General features: G+C 69.8%; 17 protein-coding genes. 9 read left to right on the forward strand and 8 right to left on the reverse strand.

Annotated elements, in window-relative coordinates; genetic code table 11:
* Window positions 1-21: 21 nt before the first annotated feature.
* Window positions 22-702 (forward strand): hypothetical protein, encoded by a 681-nt coding sequence (locus ACIQJ5_RS10535; RefSeq protein ID WP_402843589.1) that lies wholly within the window; start codon window positions 22-24, stop codon window positions 700-702.
* Between the two features lie 59 nt (window positions 703-761).
* Here the strand turns inward: ACIQJ5_RS10535 and ACIQJ5_RS10540 are convergent, their stop codons facing one another.
* Both ACIQJ5_RS10540 and ACIQJ5_RS10545 read right to left on the reverse strand, forming a co-directional pair.
* Window positions 762-1256, reverse strand: a complete 495-nt coding sequence (locus ACIQJ5_RS10540) for a YbaK/EbsC family protein (RefSeq protein ID WP_402843591.1) — start codon at window positions 1254-1256, stop codon at window positions 762-764.
* Window positions 1257-1295: 39 nt separating this feature from the next.
* Window positions 1296-1865 carry a TetR/AcrR family transcriptional regulator gene (locus tag ACIQJ5_RS10545; RefSeq protein WP_231092239.1) on the reverse strand — a complete coding sequence of 190 codons (570 nt, stop codon included), beginning with the start codon at window positions 1863-1865 and terminating at the stop codon, window positions 1296-1298.
* A gap of 111 nt (window positions 1866-1976) precedes the next feature.
* Here ACIQJ5_RS10545 and ACIQJ5_RS10550 point away from each other — a divergent pair, with 111 nt between their 5' ends.
* Window positions 1977-3182 carry an MFS transporter gene (locus tag ACIQJ5_RS10550; protein ID WP_402843595.1) on the forward strand — a complete coding sequence of 402 codons (1206 nt, stop codon included), beginning with the start codon at window positions 1977-1979 and terminating at the stop codon, window positions 3180-3182.
* Window positions 3183-3210: 28 nt separating this feature from the next.
* Here ACIQJ5_RS10550 and ACIQJ5_RS10555 read toward each other — a convergent pair whose 3' ends face one another.
* Window positions 3211-3555, reverse strand: coding sequence for a DUF6907 domain-containing protein (locus ACIQJ5_RS10555; protein ID WP_402843598.1), 345 nt, complete (start codon window positions 3553-3555; stop codon window positions 3211-3213).
* Between the two features lie 188 nt (window positions 3556-3743).
* On the opposite strand from ACIQJ5_RS10555, the gene ACIQJ5_RS10560 reads away from it, so the two are divergent.
* Complete coding sequence (locus ACIQJ5_RS10560; RefSeq protein WP_231092236.1) at window positions 3744-4028, forward strand: helix-turn-helix domain-containing protein; 285 nt, start codon at window positions 3744-3746, stop codon at window positions 4026-4028.
* On the opposite strand, the gene ACIQJ5_RS10565 is transcribed toward ACIQJ5_RS10560, so the two are convergent.
* Both ACIQJ5_RS10565 and ACIQJ5_RS10570 read right to left on the reverse strand, forming a co-directional pair.
* Window positions 4025-5656: a SulP family inorganic anion transporter gene (locus ACIQJ5_RS10565; protein ID WP_402843602.1), complete on the reverse strand. Its 1632-nt coding sequence runs from the start codon at window positions 5654-5656 to the stop codon at window positions 4025-4027. The genes ACIQJ5_RS10560 and ACIQJ5_RS10565 overlap by 4 nt on opposite strands.
* A complete protein-coding gene (locus tag ACIQJ5_RS10570; protein WP_402843605.1) occupies window positions 5656-6033 on the reverse strand; it encodes an ArsR/SmtB family transcription factor in 378 nt (125 codons plus the stop codon). The genes ACIQJ5_RS10565 and ACIQJ5_RS10570 overlap by 1 nt, the downstream gene beginning before the upstream one ends.
* Before the next feature lie 53 nt (window positions 6034-6086).
* Here ACIQJ5_RS10570 and ACIQJ5_RS10575 point away from each other — a divergent pair, with 53 nt between their 5' ends.
* Window positions 6087-6440 (forward strand): zinc ribbon domain-containing protein YjdM, encoded by a 354-nt coding sequence (locus ACIQJ5_RS10575; protein ID WP_231092233.1) that lies wholly within the window; start codon window positions 6087-6089, stop codon window positions 6438-6440.
* Between the two features lie 52 nt (window positions 6441-6492).
* On the opposite strand, the gene ACIQJ5_RS10580 is transcribed toward ACIQJ5_RS10575, so the two are convergent.
* Window positions 6493-7392 carry an alpha/beta fold hydrolase gene (locus ACIQJ5_RS10580; protein ID WP_231092232.1) on the reverse strand — a complete coding sequence of 300 codons (900 nt, stop codon included), beginning with the start codon at window positions 7390-7392 and terminating at the stop codon, window positions 6493-6495.
* Window positions 7389-8027: a TetR/AcrR family transcriptional regulator gene (locus tag ACIQJ5_RS10585; RefSeq protein WP_402843610.1), complete on the reverse strand. Its 639-nt coding sequence runs from the start codon at window positions 8025-8027 to the stop codon at window positions 7389-7391. Before ACIQJ5_RS10585 ends, ACIQJ5_RS10580 begins: the two co-directional genes overlap by 4 nt.
* A gap of 81 nt (window positions 8028-8108) precedes the next feature.
* Between ACIQJ5_RS10585 and ACIQJ5_RS10590 the strand changes: the two genes are divergently transcribed.
* Window positions 8109-9533, forward strand: coding sequence for an MFS transporter (locus ACIQJ5_RS10590; protein WP_402843613.1), 1425 nt, complete (start codon window positions 8109-8111; stop codon window positions 9531-9533).
* A 4-nt stretch (window positions 9534-9537) separates the two neighbouring features.
* Here ACIQJ5_RS10590 and ACIQJ5_RS10595 read toward each other — a convergent pair whose 3' ends face one another.
* Window positions 9538-10419 (reverse strand): LysR family transcriptional regulator, encoded by an 882-nt coding sequence (locus ACIQJ5_RS10595; protein ID WP_402843616.1) that lies wholly within the window; start codon window positions 10417-10419, stop codon window positions 9538-9540.
* A gap of 82 nt (window positions 10420-10501) precedes the next feature.
* On the opposite strand from ACIQJ5_RS10595, the gene ACIQJ5_RS10600 reads away from it, so the two are divergent.
* The 4 genes from ACIQJ5_RS10600 to ACIQJ5_RS10615 all read left to right on the forward strand — a co-directional run bounded on the left by ACIQJ5_RS10600 (window position 10502) and on the right by ACIQJ5_RS10615 (window position 15143).
* Window positions 10502-11713, forward strand: coding sequence for an MFS transporter (locus ACIQJ5_RS10600; protein ID WP_402843619.1), 1212 nt, complete (start codon window positions 10502-10504; stop codon window positions 11711-11713).
* A gap of 66 nt (window positions 11714-11779) precedes the next feature.
* A complete protein-coding gene (locus tag ACIQJ5_RS10605) occupies window positions 11780-12298 on the forward strand; it encodes a PadR family transcriptional regulator (protein WP_402843622.1) in 519 nt (172 codons plus the stop codon).
* Window positions 12295-13005 (forward strand): ABC transporter ATP-binding protein, encoded by a 711-nt coding sequence (locus ACIQJ5_RS10610; RefSeq protein ID WP_402843625.1) that lies wholly within the window; start codon window positions 12295-12297, stop codon window positions 13003-13005. Before ACIQJ5_RS10605 ends, ACIQJ5_RS10610 begins: the two co-directional genes overlap by 4 nt.
* 8 nt (window positions 13006-13013) lie before the next feature.
* Complete coding sequence (locus tag ACIQJ5_RS10615; protein ID WP_402843628.1) at window positions 13014-15143, forward strand: FtsX-like permease family protein; 2130 nt, start codon at window positions 13014-13016, stop codon at window positions 15141-15143.
* The last annotated feature ends 13 nt before the right edge of the window (window positions 15144-15156 follow it).

Raw genomic sequence — 15156 nt, forward strand, 5'->3', positions numbered from 1 at the left:
CATCGCCGGGAAGGGAACGCCGTGACCGAACCGCAGAACGCTCCGCAGCAACCCGCAGTGCCCGCGCCTCAGCCGCCGGCGCAGCAGTTGTGGCCGGCATCACCGGACCCTCGGTACGAGGGATCCCCACCGGGCCCCGCCAGCGGACAGCAGGGATACTCCGGTGGGCCGCTGGGGCATCCCGGTCAGCCTCCGGCGCAGCCGTGGCCACCGTCAGCGCACAGCGGCACTGCGGCGACGGTCGCGGTGAACACGCCGTGGGCGTGGGTGATCAGCGCGCTCGCCTTCGTGCAGATCTGCGCGTACTTCGTGGTCGACTGGGGCGCGGTCCTCCGCCTCAACCTCGCGATCATCTCCTTCGGCGTGGGAGGGCCGGTGAGGTCGGAACTCTCCTCCTACGTTGCGGCGGTCGTGCCGAGCATCGCACTCGCCGGCGGGATCTCCCTCGCCTGCTATGCCGCCAGCATCGTGTGCGCATACCTGGATCAGCGCGCCCTCACCCGCCTCGGCGTCGTGAAGCCGTTCCCCTGGGGGTGGAACTTCCTGCTGCAGCCCCTCCTCTACCTCATCGGGCGCACGGTCGTGCTCCGGCGGCAGGGCCGCAGTTCATTCGGCCCGCTCTGGCTGGCGATCGCCGGCGTCATCGCGTCGTGGATCGCGTCGGCCATCGTGAGCTTCCTGAGCATCTACAGCGCCGGCTGAGACATCACGCGGCCGAGGCATCACGCGGCCGAGGCATCACGCGGCGGAGGCGCCGGCCATCAGGCGGCGGGCTCGACCGAGCACACCGTCCCTCCGGTCAGGCGTACCAGCTCGGCGAAAGTGAGCGGGAAGACCGCGTGCGGGGTGCCGCCGGCGGCCCAGAGCTGGTCAAAATCGGCAAGCGATTCATCGACGATGGTGCGCAACGGCGCCGGGTGACCTGTCGGCGATACCCCGCCCACCCGTTGCCCCGTCGCAATGAGCACCTGCTCGGCACTGGCCCGGCGTATGCGCCGAACTCCGATCCGATCCGCGAGCGCAGCGGTATCGACCCGGTGCGCGCCCGACGTCATCACGAGCAGGGGCTCGTCGTCCGCGAGGAAGACCAGGCTGTTCGCAATCGCCCCCACCGTCACCCCGAGCGCCTCGGCGGCAAGTGCGGCGGTGGCAGCGGAGTCGGGCAGCGTCACGATGCGCGACTCGATTCCGGCCGCCGTGAGCCCGGCCGACACCAGGCGCGTCCGCTCTTCATCGTCGATCGCATCCACGTTCATCCGCGGTTCCTTTCGCTGTACATGTGCCCACGCTGATGCTCAGCGCTGGAGAAAACGCCGGGTCATCGACTCGATCTCGGCAGCGGAGGGCTGCCACCCCTGGGAGAGGATCCGGAAGACGAGCGGGCCGACCAGCTCAGCCGTGAGAGATCGCTCCTCCCCGTCTAGGGCGATACCACCGGCCCGCGCCCGGGCGATCACCTCTGCGGCTGCCTCCGTGAGCACGTCGGTCCCGGCAAGCAGATCGGCGACCCGGCGGTCGTGCTGAGCTTCCCCGAGCAGGGCCCGGTAGGCGAGTCCCGCGTCCGCTTCGGTCAGGAAGGACGCCAGACCCGTCAGAAAGCCGACGATCTCATCCTCCACCGTGGGGGCGGGTGGACGGGTGAGCTCACGGCGCGCGTCGGCCGCGCTCGCTTCCAGCAGGATCTCCGCCTTCGAGGACCACCACCGGTAGACGGTCTGGCGCCCGACTCCGGCGCGCTCGGCGATCCCCTTCATCGTCATGGCCGCGTATCCCTGCTCCACGAGCAGATCATCCGCGGCGTGCAGCACTGCAAGACGGGCGTCCTCGCTACGCGGACGGCCGTGGGATCGAGTGCTCGCGGTCATCCCCGCATCCTATCGATTTCGATACGGCGTGCACCGGAACGGTCTTACGAGACATATTGTCTCGATACCTGCTACGCTTTCGAGACACCTTGTATTGAAACTGAAGGCCATATGACCACTCCGACCCCCGCGCGGGTTCGTCGCGCGATCCCCGCCACCGCCCTGGCGTTTCTCGTCACGATGATGGGGACCACGCTCCCGACGCCCCTCTACGCGCTCTATTCCGCCGAGCTGGATTTCACACCGCTCACGATCACGATCCTGTTCGCCGTCTACGCCGTCGGCGTGGTGGGCGCACTTCTCGCCTTCGGTCGGCTCTCCGACGACATCGGACGGCGGCCGGTCATGGTGCTCGCCGTCCTGCTGGCAGCCGCGAGCGCGCTGCTGTTCCTCCTCCCGCCGTCCCTGCCCGCCCTCATCTCGGCCCGGATCGTCTCGGGGCTCGGAGCGGGCCTCATGAGCGGCACCGGAACCGCCGCCATCATGGACCTCTTCCCGGCCCAGCGGAGGGCGCTCGCCGGCACCGTCGCCGTGATCTCCAACACGGGAGGGCTCGCCCTCGGAACCCTGGTCGCCGGCATGCTCGCCGATGCCGCCCCGTCTCCACTGCAGACCCCTTACCTCGTCCACCTCGCACTGTGCGCCGTCGCGCTTGCCGGGCTGTGGATCTGGACACCCCGGCCATCCCGCCTCCGCCGCGCCCGGTTGCGCCTGAACGGCCTGCGCATCCCGCCGTATCTGCGTGGGGCATTCGTCCGCGCCGTCCTCGCAGCAGGATCGGGTTTCGCCGTCACCGGGGTACTCACCGCCGTGTCCGCGCTGTTCCTGGCCCGCGAACTGCACCTGGACAGTCACGCGCTGGCAGGCTTCGTCGTCTTCCTGGCGTTCGCGGGCATGGCACTGGGGCAGGTGATCGCCGGCCGACTCGCGCCGCGCGTCGCGCTCCCGTCCGGATGCTCCGGACTCGTCCTGGCAGCCGCCACGCTGGCCTGGGCGCTGGGCGCATCCGCACTGGCACCCCTGCTCGCTGCCGCCGCGATCCTCGGACTCTCCGGCGGGCTCTGTCTGCATGCCGCGCTCGCCACCACCGTGGGGCAGGTTCCGCCGGCGCATCGCGGCGAGGTCTCCTCCTCCTTCTTCGCCGGGCTCTATGCGATGCTCGCGATCCCGGCGATCGGCGTCGGCCTCCTTGCCGGAGCCATCGGCTTGCGCCCCGCCGGGCTGGTCTTCACTGCGGTTGTGGCCGCCCTCGCCGCCACCGTCGGCGTGATCGAGCTCCTGTCCACCCGGGGCGACGGCAGCACCGTCGCAGCGTGACGACGGGCGAGGACGACCATGGCCGCATTCAGCCGTCGTCCGCGTCTTCCATCCGCGTAAGCACGTCTGCGAGCTCGTGGAGAAGCCGCCGGGCACCCTCCGGGGTCAGCTCCACGAGCTCGCTGTCCGTCGTCAGAGCCACCCACGGTTGTCGCTCGCCGATCTGCTGCACCGCGATCACGGACATCTCGGTGGGCACGACCACGCGGTGGACCTCCCCGGAGGGCAGAACCTGCCGGCGCCGGACCAGCTCCGGCCACCAGTGGGCGACGGACTGATGACGGCGGTCATCGAGCAGCTCCTGGCCGTCATGGTCGCCGCTGCACCAGACAGGACACCATTGCGCGAGCCAGGCGGGTCGTTCGGATTGCACGTGAGACTCCCTCCGATCTGGCGGGGCACACGCCGTTCCTGGAAGTACATCACCCGCTTCGGACATTCCCGCCGAGCCTGTCGCATCGCGGCGAAGGGATCTCTTCACCACGGGCCGCGAGAGTAGCACGCAAAGTCTGCCAGATGAAGGAGGCTATATAGGAGAGGTCGAGCACCGAGTGTGGATGGGTGGCAAAACGACGACCCAGCGGCGAGTGGACCCAGTACGCGCGCGAGCTCGGCGCGAGCATCCACCGTCTTCGCATCGCGCGCGGGCTCACACAGGAGCAGGTGGCCTACGCCGCCGGACTGACCCGGTACACCTTTCAGAAGTTCGAGAAGGGCGAGTCCATGCCGGGCACCCCGGCAAACCCCGCCCTTCACAACATCATGGCGATCGCACAGGTCCTCGACGTCACGCTGGAAGAACTCCTCCCCCAGCCCTGGCCCGACCTGCGCGCCGGCGGCGTTTAGACGCCCGGTCGCCCGCGAGCCACGTGGCTGCGGGCATGCTCGATGGCTCCGGCAAGGTCGGAGAACTGGTGGTCGGCATGCCGCAGTGATGCGAGGACACCGACCCTCTCCGCAAGGCCACGCTGATCCGCGCGAATGCCCTTGAGCAGCACGACGACGCCGCGCCTCTCCAGCGCTTCGATCATCTCCGCGACGACGCGCGCACCGGTGGCATCGAGCAGCTGCACCTGAGACATACGCAGGACGACCACCTCTACGTTCTCCAGACGGGAGATCCGGTCGATCATCCGCTCCGCGGCTGCGAAGATCAACGCCCCCTCCACGCGGAACACGGCGATCCGTTCGTCTCCCGGTTGTGAGGCACCCGGAATCTCCTCACGATGCACACCGCTCGCACGCGCGACCTGTCGCAACGCGAGAACCCCTGCCACCGCGATTCCCGCGACCACGGCGTAGATGAGGTCCACGCTCACGGTGATCGCCGCGGTGAGGCAGAAGAGCAGAGCATCGGGGCGCGACGCCCGCAGGATCATCGTCGCGGTACGCCGCGAGACCATCCGCGTCGCCGTCACCATCAGCACGCCGGCCAGCGCCGCGAGCGGGATACGGGAGACAGCAGCAGCCCCGACCAGCACGATCAGCAGAAGCAGCAGCGCGTGGGTGATGGCAGCGAGGCGACTGCGCGCGCCGGCCCGAACGCCCACGGCGGTGCGTGCGATAGCACCGGTGGCGGGCATCCCTCCGAAGAAACCGGCTGCGATGGAGGCCAGTCCCTGGCCGACGAGTTCCCGATCCGGATCGTACGGGCCTGTGTCCGCGAGCGTGGACGCGACCCGTGCGGACAGGAGCGACTCGATCGCCGCGAGTGCGGCGACCGCCGCAGCGGGCATCAGCAGCTGCACGACCAGCGACGGGTCGAAGGAGGGAGGGGTCGGGCTGGGCAGGCCGGGCGGCAAGGCGCCGATGGTCGCGACGGGGAGCTCGAAACCGATCGCGACGGCAGTGGCCAGTGCAATTCCCACAAGCGATGCCGGAAAGCGGGGAGCCATCCGATCCCCGACGGCCATCACCACCGCCACGATCGTCGCAAGCATGAGGGACCACCCCGCACCGGGCCATGCCATCGACCCCACGGACTCCCCTGCCGCGATCACGGCGTTCGCGCTATGCGCACCCTCCGATCCGATCGCGAGCGGAACCTGCTGGAGGAAGATGATCACGGCGATGCCGAGAGTGAACCCCTCGATCACCGGCCAGGGGATGTATGCGATCGTCCGCCCCAGCCGCATCACACCGCACAGCAGCACGATGCCACCTGCGAGAGCGCATACTGTGGCCAGCGCGGACAGGCCGTGCGAGGCGATGATGGGCCCCAGAACCACGACCATCGCGCCCGTCGGTCCGGAAACCTGCACGTTCGAGCCCCCGAAGACGGCGGCGATGACGCCCGCGATGATCGCGGTGACCAGCCCGCTCGCCGCCCCGGCACCGGAGCTGACGCCGAAGGCGAGCGCGAGAGGGAGCGCGACGATTCCCACGGTGAGCCCTGCCAGGAGATCTCCGCGCCACGTTCGCGGCACCTCGCGGTAGTCGGCGATCGAGGGCAGGAGCGAGCTGTGACGCCTCATCAGCGGTCGATACTCCGAGACGTGTCCGGGATCGCGGGAAGAGCGCCTTGCTCGGCGAGCTGCTGATGCGTGGTCTCCAGGATCTCTCCGAGGAGCGCACGCGCCACCCGAAGCAGGTCCGCTACCTGCGGATACGCCAGCCGGTAGAACACCAGGCTCCCCCGCCGCTCGGACACCACCAGACGATGACCGCGCAGCACCGCCAGGTGCTGGGAGACATGGGACGGCTCTAGTTCGATGTCCCTCAGCAGGTCCGAAACCGAGACCTCATCGGCTCCGGAGAGGATCTCCAGGATGCGGATGCGAATGGGGTGAGCCAGCCCCTTGAACAGTCCGGCCTTCACCTCATACAGCGGTCGGCTGGGGTCGCTGAGCATGGCTCTCCTTCACGCGATATGATGAATTGATCATATCGCGATATCATGACCCCATGGTCGATCCCCTTCCCTCGTGCCCGGATTGCGGCAGTGAGCACACCTACGAGCTGGGCGCACTCGTCGCCTGCGCCCTCTGCGGCCACGAATGGAGTCAGGCCGGTGCGACTGAGGCCGTGGATCCGCATCCACGCAGCGTGCTCGACGCGGTCGGCAACATCCTCGCCGACGGCGATTCGGTGATTGTGACGACGTCGATCAAGGTCGCCGGCGCAGCCCGGCCCATCAAGGCCGGGACCAAGGTGCGCAACATCCGGCTGATCGAGCCGGTGAACGGCCACGACATCGACTGCCGCGTCGACGGATTCGGAGCCATGCTGCTGAAATCGAGTGTCGTCAAACGCGCCTGACCGGCTGGCGGACGCGGGATCCCGCGGAGTCTCAGGCGCGGGACGGGTCACGTCATTCCGCGGGGGCGCTCCGGCGGACCCGCGGCCGCGGCTCTCGCAGCGCCTCGGCCACCTCGTCGGCGTGCGTCACCGCGAAGTAGTGCCCCTGCTGCTCAAACTCGCGCACCAGCGCGTCCGGGAACCGTGTCGCACCCCACTGTGCCACCGCGATCGGGACGTTCCCATCCGCGGTGCCGTGCAGCAGGTCGACGGGCTGGAGCACATCTTCCAGCGGAAACCGCCGGAAGTACTCGCGAAGGTCATCGATGGCGGCGCGCGAGCCCTGACGGGCGCCCGCGCGAGCATCACGCGCCATCATCGGCGCCATCGCAGCATCGACCATGACCTCGCGATCGGCGCTCGGCCATGCGGAGAGGTTGCGCTCCCGCGTCGCCCCGAACGGACCGCGCCCGTCGAGCATGGCAACGGCCAGGCCCGGCAGGAACCGGGCAACCCGGTAGAGCGCCGTCACGATCGGGATTCGCGCGCGCAGTGTCCGCGGCGGAGCCCCGGGAAGCATGCCGCAGACCAGGACGACGCGCTCGATGCGGTCGGGGTGCTCGCGCGCAAGAGCCAGGGAGTACCCCGCACCGCCGGAGAAGCCGAGCGCCACCGCCGAGTCGATGCCCAGCTCGTCGAGCAGGGCGATCGCATCCCCGGACCCGGTCGCGAATCCGCGACGCCGCTCACGAGTCGTCTCCCCGAAACCCGGGCGATCCGGACTGATGATGCGCACGCGTGCTCGCGTTGCGGCGGCTGCGAGTGGTGCGAGCTGATACCGCGACCCCGGTGAGCCGTGTGCGGCGAGGACCGGCACGCCGGCGGGGTCGCCGTATTCGCAGTACGCGATCGTGCGCGCACCCACCCGCAACCGGTGCGTGACGGGAGGCGGATTCTCCGCCGGATCGGTCACTCCGCACCCCCGCTCAGCCGCTGCGCGATCCCGTCCAGAAGCAGATCCAGCCCGATACGGAACCGGCGCTCGGGATCGTGATACCTGTCGAAGACGGATGCGGCGCGCCGCGTCGCCGGGATCTCCGACAGCTCGGCATCGCCCCGCCCCAGACGAATGGCCGCGTGTCCGGTGACGAAGTCATGCACAGCGGCGTAGGAGTACACCGCCGCCTCCTCATCGAGTCCGGCATCCCGCAGCGTCGCCACGACCCGATGGGCAATGTCGTCGGCGTCGGGAGTGTCCAGCGAGGCACGCCGATGAGCCTCCAGCACGAGGGGGTGACGCATCAGCAGATCGCGCAGCGCGAGGGCGAACATCTCCACGCGCGCTCGCCAGCCGGGCTCAGCCCACTCCAGAGCGGCGATCCCCTCATCCACCACGCGCGCGATCAGCCGGTGCCGCAGCGCCTCGATGCCGCCGCTCGCACGGTGAACGGCCATGGGCGATACCCCGAGGCGCTCAGCCAGCGCTCGGAAGGTGACGGCCTCCAGGCCTTCCTCGTCGGCGAGCACGGTGGCCGCTTCGAGCAGCGCCGCAGGATCCAGGGATGCCGGCCGCCCCGCTCTTGCGCGCCTGTGCGAATCCGCTACCATGAGCCCACCATATCGTTACGCGTAACGAAATAGAAGCCGGCCTGCATCAGCGACGATCAGCGCCATGATCCGAGGAGCCCGATGACCCCCTCACCTCCACTCGCCGCAGCGACCTCCCGCCGCTGGCTCGTGATCTGCAGCCTCGCCATCATCGTGCTCTCCGCAGCTTCGCTCGAGGGGTTCATCGTCCCGGTGCTGCCCCGCCTGCAGCAGGATTTCGCCGTCACCGCGGCAGTGGGAGCGCTGGCCACGGTCATCCCCACCGTCGTGACCGTCATCATCACCCCGATCGCGGGGAGTCTGGCCGATGTGCATGGCGCGGAACGAACGCTGGGATGGCTGATCTGCATCACCGCGTGCGGGGGCCTGCTGAGCGCGTTCGCGCCGGCGTTCTGGGCCTTCATCGCGGGCCAGGCTCTTCAGGGCTTCGCCCTGGGGATCATCCCCGTGGGCTTCGTGATGCTGCGCGGTCTCCTTCCGCCGGACGGGGTGCGCACTGCCTCGGGAGTGCTCATCGCGATGAGCGTCGCCGGTGCGGGATTCGGCGTTCTGCTCGCCGGGCCGATCCTTGAGGCGAGTTCGCGCGCAGCACTCTACGGTGTGCCCACCGCGCTGGTGAGTATCGGGGCGATCGGGGCTTTCGCCGCACGTCGCCGCGGGCGTCGGGAAGCGCGCCACGCGGCTCGCCTCGATTGGCGTGGCGCAGCCCTCCTGTCCACCACACTGCTTCTCCTCGTGGCGACGCTGACGAGTTCGTCCGCTGGCGGGTGGTTCTCACCCCTGACGCTGACGCTTCTCGTGCTCACCGCCGCGGCCGGGACCGTCTGGGTGCGCGTGGAGAGCCGGGTCCCCACACCGATGGTCGACGTGACGGCACTGCGGTCGCGAAGCGTGGGCGGGGCGGTCCTGGTCGGGGTCGCGATCGGTGGCGGCTACGCGTCCCTGGTCTTCCTGGTTCCGCAGTTCATCGCCCAGCCCCCGTCTTCCGGATTCGGCTGGGGCGCCTCACCCAGTCAGACCAGCGCGATGCTCGCCGCGGCGTACGGCGCCGGGATCGCGGCCTCTCTCGCCATGGGACCGCTGTCGCGACCACTCGGCGTTCGAGGGCCGGCGACCCTGGCACTGCTGCTGATGGCCTGCGGAGCGCTGACCGGCATCCTCGCACCGACCCCTGCGGGTATCGCCACATCGCTCATCCTCGCGGGCATCGGTGCCGGGGCCGCCTCCACTGTCGTGTTCGCCTCGGCGGCTGCGGGCGCGGCGGCCGATCAGGTGGGCGTCTCCACGGCCCTCATCACGATCTCCCGGGCGATTGGAGGAGCCCTCGCCACCCAGACAGTGGCGGGGATCATCTCGACCACTCCGCCCGCTCTCGCCGACTTCCGGCTCGGGTTCCTCGTGGCGGCATCGGTCAGCCTTGCCGGCGCCGTCACAGCCGCGCTGCTGCTCAGCCGGGGAGCCCCCGGCACCCCGGCTCCGATCGTGGACCCGGCTCAGGTGGTGTGAGGGATCACACCAATCGCAGTGGCGCTGCCGCGATCGCACGTCGCAGCGCATCCACGGGACGACGCCGTGCCGCACTCGCTCCCGCCACCAGGGACAGGATCCACGGCTCCGGCATGTCCACGATCGGCAGGCTCACGCACCCCGGTGCGGGCATCCCGTCCGGGATCGCGGCGATGCCGAGCCCCGCCGCGACATACTCCGGGATGCTCGGCATGGCCTCGATCTCGGCCACGATGCGACGCGAGAGCCCCCGCTGAGCGAGCGCCCGATCGATCTGGACACGGTTTCCGTAGCCGGGCAGCACGTCGACCCAGGGCAGATCCGCCAGAGCGGCCAGATCGACCGTGCCGGCATCCACCAGTTCGTGGCCGTGCGGAACCAGAGCGACGTACGGCACCTGTGCCAGCTCGTGAGCGATGAGTCCCACGGGCGGCGGCACCGTGGTGAAGGCGAGGTCCAGCCGGCCCTGCATGACGTCGTCGACCAGCCCGGTCGAGCCCGACGGCGAGGCCATCAGGTGTACGTCGACCAGCGGGAAATCACGGCGGAACTGCCCCAGCACACGCGGCAGGTCCATCAACGGCATCGCTGTGAACGTGCCGATCGAAACGCGGCCTCGGACGCCTGCCGTCGACTCCGACGCAGCTTCGCGCATGCTCTCCCATCCGTCGATGATCGACCTCGCCGCTGCGAGCAGATCCTCGCCCGCCGGTGTCAAGCCGACGCTGCGTGTGGTGCGCTCGAGCAGGGAGACGCCGAGTTCCTGCTCCAGACTTCGCAAGCCGGCGGAAACCGTGGACTGCGCGGCATAGAGCCGCTGCGCCGCGCGAGTCACGCTGCGCTCGTCCGCGACGATCACGAAGTACTCGATCAGCCGGATATCCACGGTTCATGTTATCGAGTAAAGCGATAGATGATATCCATTCTCTGCGTTGGACACGATCAATCGACGGATCGACCATGGAGTCATGTCCACGATCCTGCTCGAGCGGCGCCGCCTGCTCACCCCCGGCGCCGCCTTCTGGGTGGTCGCCGCATCCTTCCTGCTCATGATGGCGTTCGCGACCGTTCCCACTCCCCTGTACGCGATCTACCAGCAGCGCGAGGGGTTCCCCACGTTCACCGTGACGCTCATCTTCGCCGCGTACGCCGTGGGCGTCATCGTCGCACTGAGCTTCGGTGGCCATATCAGCGACTGGGTCGGCCGTCGGCGCATGCTGGTCATGGCCGCGCTCGTGGAGGCCGTCTCCAGCATCATCTTCCTGCTCTCGGGAGGGATTCCCACCCTGCTGGCCGCGCGCTTCGTCTCCGGACTCGCCGTCGGTCTCCTCACGGCAGCGGCGACGGCCGGGCTGAGCGAGCTCCGCATCCATCATTCGGGCGAGGCCGGGATCGCCGCCACCGTGGCGACCGTCGCCAACCTCGGCGGCCTCGCGCTCGGCCCGCTCATCGGCGGGCTCTTCGGCGAGTGGTCGGCGTGGCCACTGTTCGCGCCGTACCTCGTCTTCCTGGGCGGACTGATCGCCGCCGCCATCCTGCTCTCCCGGATCCCGGAGACCGTGGCGACGGTGCCCCTGCGCACGAGCTACCGACGCCAGCGCGTCGCGGTACCGCGGGAGCGCCGCTCCGCATTCCTGCTCGCCGGCGCCGCAGCCTTCGCCGCATTCGCGATCACCGGATTCTTCGGCTCCGTGTCCCCGGCGTTCCTCGCCGAGATCGGCGGCGTCCACGACCCGCTCGCGGTCGGATCCACGGCCTTCGCCGTGTTCGGGGCCGCAGCCGCCGCCCAGCTCATCTCCGGGCGACTGGTCGCGCGCGCACAGATCATGGCGGGCGCGATCGCCGTCCTCGCCGGGATGACGACGTTCGCACTCGCGGCACTGATCGCCTCGACCGCGTTGTTCATCGGGGGCGGCGTGATCGCAGGGTTCGGCGTGGGGTTCCTCTTCCGCAGCGCCCTGATCACCGGTGCCGCGCTGGGCGACGCGGCCCGTCGCGGAGAGGTACTGGCAGGCGTGTTCCTCATGGCCTACGCCGGCATGACCCTCCCCCCGGTCCTCATCGGCTTCGCCCTGCTGTGGTTGCCGATGATCCCGGTGCTCGTCGTGTTCGCCCTCGCGACCATGGCGCTGTCCACGGCCGCAGCGGCAGGCCTGGCGCGCGTGGTGCGGACGGTCTGAGAACGGGCAGCCAGGTTCAGCGCTCTGCCAGAAACGGCACTACACACTGAGTGTATAGTCGCTGGCGTGGACACATCACAGGCATTCCTCGGACTGATCGAGGCTCGGCCGGGGTACGGCTATGAGCTCAAGCAGCGCTACGACGACTACTTCGGCGCGGAACGCGCGCTCAAGTTCGGGCAGGTCTACGCCATGCTCGCGCGGCTCGAGCGTGACGAGCTCATCGTGATGGACGGCGTGGAGGAAGGCGGAGGCCCCACTCGCAAGCGGTACCGCGGCCTCCCGGCCGGGCGCGAGCGCGTGATGCAGTGGCTCACCCAGCCGGACGAGGAGGCGACCGGGCGCAGCAACCTCTTCGCGAAGGTGGTGGTGTCGCTGCTGCTCGATGAGGACGCCGTACGCCTGCTTGCTCTGCACCGCAGCATGCTCCTGGACACGATGCGCGGCCTCACACGGGCCAAGCATGGTGCCGATCTGCTCGACGTCCTCGCCTATGACCAGTCCCTCTTCCGCGTCGAGGCGGACCTCCGCTGGATCGACACCACCGAAGCCCGCCTGAACGACCTGAAGGAGTCCCTGCGATGAGCATCGTCACCCCCTCGGAGGCCCGGCCGCCCGCCATCGTGGCGCGCGGCCTCCACAAGCACTACGGCACCGCCCACGCCCTCCGCGGCGTCGACGTGGAGATCACGCGCGGCGAGATCGTCGCAATCATGGGACCGTCCGGCTCCGGCAAATCGACCCTGCTGCACAGCTTGGCCGGCGTGATCGCGCCGGATGCCGGCGAGGTGCGGGTGGGAGACACCGTCATCAGCGCTCTGGACGAGGCCGGCCGCGCCCGGTTCCGCCTCACCCGCCTCGGGTTCATGTTCCAGTTCGGCCAGCTCCTGCCCGAACTGACCGCCGAAGACAATGTCGCACTACCCCTGATGCTCGCGGGGATGAAGCGCAAGAGCGCGCTGGTGCAGGCACACGAGTGGCTGGACCGGCTGGAGCTCGGTGGGTTCGCGAAGCGTCTTCCCGCTGAGCTCTCCGGCGGCCAGGCGCAGCGCGTCGCCCTCTCGCGCGCGCTCGTCACGAGCCCCGAGGTGCTCTTCGCGGATGAACCGACGGGAGCCCTCGACTCCCTGACGGCGGAGAAGGTCATGCAGACCCTCACGGAGGTCGTCCGGACCACCGGCACGACCCTGATCCTCGTGACTCACGATGGCCGGGTGGCGTCGTACAGCGACCGCGAGATCTTCATCCGGGACGGTCTCGTGCTCGACCCGGCGGCTGCGGGCGCGCGATGATCGGCGCGATGCGTCTGCTGACGTTCGGCAGTCGCGGGAACTGGGGGCGATTGGCCGCCATCGCCTCCGGGGTGGCCGCCGGTGTGCTCGTCGTGCTCATGCTCATCGCCGGGGCCGGCGCCATGGAGACGCGCGATCTGCGCGGGGCCTGGTTGCACCCCTCCGGCACCGCCGTCTCCGGGCCCGTCACCGATGCCACGGTCGTCGCCACCGGCACCGACACCTTCCAGGGACAGCGCATCAGCCGGATGGATGCGTCCGTTCCCGCGTCGGGGATGCCGCTGCCCGGCATCGCCGAGCCGCCCGCGCCCGGCAGCTACCTCGCTTCCCCGGCCCTGGTCGCCATGATCGAGGCGAATCCCGCCGACCGGCTGGGTGAACGCTACGGCACCTTCGTCGGGGAGATCCCGGCCGATCTGCTGCCCAGCCCGGACACCCTCGCCGTGATCGTCGGCGCGACGCCGGAGTCGGTCGCAGCCGAGAGGTCGGCGCTGGAGATGATGCCGTTCGACGGCCAGAGCTTCGGCGGCAACGAGAACTATCAGGCGCTGGCGGCTGTGGGCGCGATCGCGCTCCTCATGCCGGCGTTCCTGCTCGTCGCCGTGGCGACGTCGCTGGGGGCAGCCGCACGGTCCGAGCGGAATCAGACGCTGCGCACCATCGGCGCATCGGGACGATTCCTGGTGCGGACCGCAGCGGTGGAGGCCGGTTTCAGCGCTGCGATCGGCGCGCTGGTCGGGATCGGGCTGTTCTCCGCCACCCGCCCGCTGCTGGCGCTGCTGCGGGTCGCGGGCGAGCGACTGGCCCTCGCCGATCTCACTGTCGACCCCGGCACCCTGGCGTTGGTGGTGGTCGTCGTGGTCGTGGGGTCGGTGATCGCGGCGACCTGGTCGGCGATCCGTTCCGACTCGCACGCCACCACCACGCAGGCCGTGTTCGAGCGCGCTCCGAGGCTCTGGCGCGTCATGCCTTTCCTGGCGGGGCTGCTCGCCCTGGGCGTCGTGCGCTTCGCCGGCTCCGCACTCCCCGTCCCCACCACCATCGCCGTGATCGCCTGCTTCGCGGTACTCGCGGTCGGGCTCGTCATCGCGGGCCCCTACATCACCTACCTCACGGGACGGGCGTATGCGACGATGGCGACGAGCGGTACCGGGGTCCTCGCATCCCGACGGATTCTGCGAACCCCCGCGGCGGTGTTCCGCTCGGTCGCGGGCCTCGTAGCGGCGACGTTCCTGGTGTCCCTGTTCGCCACCGCTGTCACCGCACGAGCGGACGCCGACTCCTTCGGCAGCGATGTGCTGCTGCCCACGGATGCCGTAGCCGTGGAGTTCGCCGCCGCAGGCGATCATCCGGTGGACGAATCGCTGCTGACGGATGCGCTGCAGGCCGCCCGCGACGAGCCCGGCGTACGCGACGTCATCGTCGTTCACGGCAACGTCGACGGCGTCTTCCTCACCGCGGACGACGCCGCTCGCCTGGGCGCGACGAGTTTGCCCCCGAGCCCGGTGCTGTCCGTTGTCGGCGGCATCTTCTCCCTCGCGCCAGACACGCCCGCGCTGACGGGTGCCGACGTCACCGAAGTGTCCTCGCTGCCGATCGCCGCGGTGATCATCCGGACCGACGACACCCCCGCAGCCGTCGAGCGGGCCCGCACCATCCTGCTCGCGCTGCCCCAGGTGGATCCGAGCACCGGCGCGTGGACGCGCGACGAGTTCGTCTCGAACGCCGACACGAACCTGGCCATCCAGTTCGCGGAGATCGGCCGTTTCGCCATCGGGATCGCGACGCTGCTCGCCGCTTCGGTCCTCGTCATGGCAACCATCGCTGCGCTGTACGACCGCCGCCGGACGCTGGCGCTGCTGCGCCTGATCGGCATGCCGAACGGCACCCTGCGGGGCCTCATCACGCGGGAGACTCTCGTGCCGCTGATCGGCGTCACGGTCATCTCTGCCGGCACCGGCTCCCTCACCGCCTGGCTGCTGGTCACGTCGCTGTCGGCCGACCGGACGGTCGGCTGGCCTGATCCCCTGATGCCGATCGCCCTCATCGCCACGGCCGTCATGGCCGTGATCGCGATCGGGATCGCCACGGCGGCCGGCCGTCGCCTGCTGCGCACGGAGCAGGTGCGCTACGAGTGACGCCGGACGCTCG

This window comes from Microbacterium sp. GXS0129 (assembly GCF_044769785.1).
Taxonomy (GTDB): Bacteria; Actinomycetota; Actinomycetes; order Actinomycetales; family Microbacteriaceae; genus Microbacterium; species Microbacterium nymphoidis.

Excerpts from the sequence above, each read along its gene's own strand:
- ACIQJ5_RS10540 (WP_402843591.1), bottom strand. The coding sequence starts at position 1,256 with ATGAACGTGGATGCGATCGACGATGAAGAGCGGACGCGCCTGGTGTCG.
- ACIQJ5_RS10550 (WP_402843595.1), top strand. The coding sequence starts at position 1,977 with ATGACCACTCCGACCCCCGCGCGGGTTCGTCGCGCGATCCCCGCCACC.
- ACIQJ5_RS10570 (WP_402843605.1), bottom strand. The coding sequence starts at position 6,033 with ATGCTCAGCGACCCCAGCCGACCGCTGTATGAGGTGAAGGCCGGACTG.
- ACIQJ5_RS10565 (WP_402843602.1), bottom strand. The coding sequence starts at position 5,656 with ATGAGGCGTCACAGCTCGCTCCTGCCCTCGATCGCCGACTACCGCGAG.
- ACIQJ5_RS10585 (WP_402843610.1), bottom strand. The coding sequence starts at position 8,027 with ATGGTAGCGGATTCGCACAGGCGCGCAAGAGCGGGGCGGCCGGCATCC.
- ACIQJ5_RS10545 (WP_231092239.1), bottom strand. The coding sequence starts at position 1,865 with ATGACCGCGAGCACTCGATCCCACGGCCGTCCGCGTAGCGAGGACGCC.
- ACIQJ5_RS10590 (WP_402843613.1), top strand. The coding sequence starts at position 8,109 with ATGACCCCCTCACCTCCACTCGCCGCAGCGACCTCCCGCCGCTGGCTC.
- ACIQJ5_RS10600 (WP_402843619.1), top strand. The coding sequence starts at position 10,502 with ATGTCCACGATCCTGCTCGAGCGGCGCCGCCTGCTCACCCCCGGCGCC.
- ACIQJ5_RS10575 (WP_231092233.1), top strand. The coding sequence starts at position 6,087 with ATGGTCGATCCCCTTCCCTCGTGCCCGGATTGCGGCAGTGAGCACACC.
- ACIQJ5_RS10615 (WP_402843628.1), top strand. The coding sequence starts at position 13,014 with ATGCGTCTGCTGACGTTCGGCAGTCGCGGGAACTGGGGGCGATTGGCC.
- ACIQJ5_RS10610 (WP_402843625.1), top strand. The coding sequence starts at position 12,295 with ATGAGCATCGTCACCCCCTCGGAGGCCCGGCCGCCCGCCATCGTGGCG.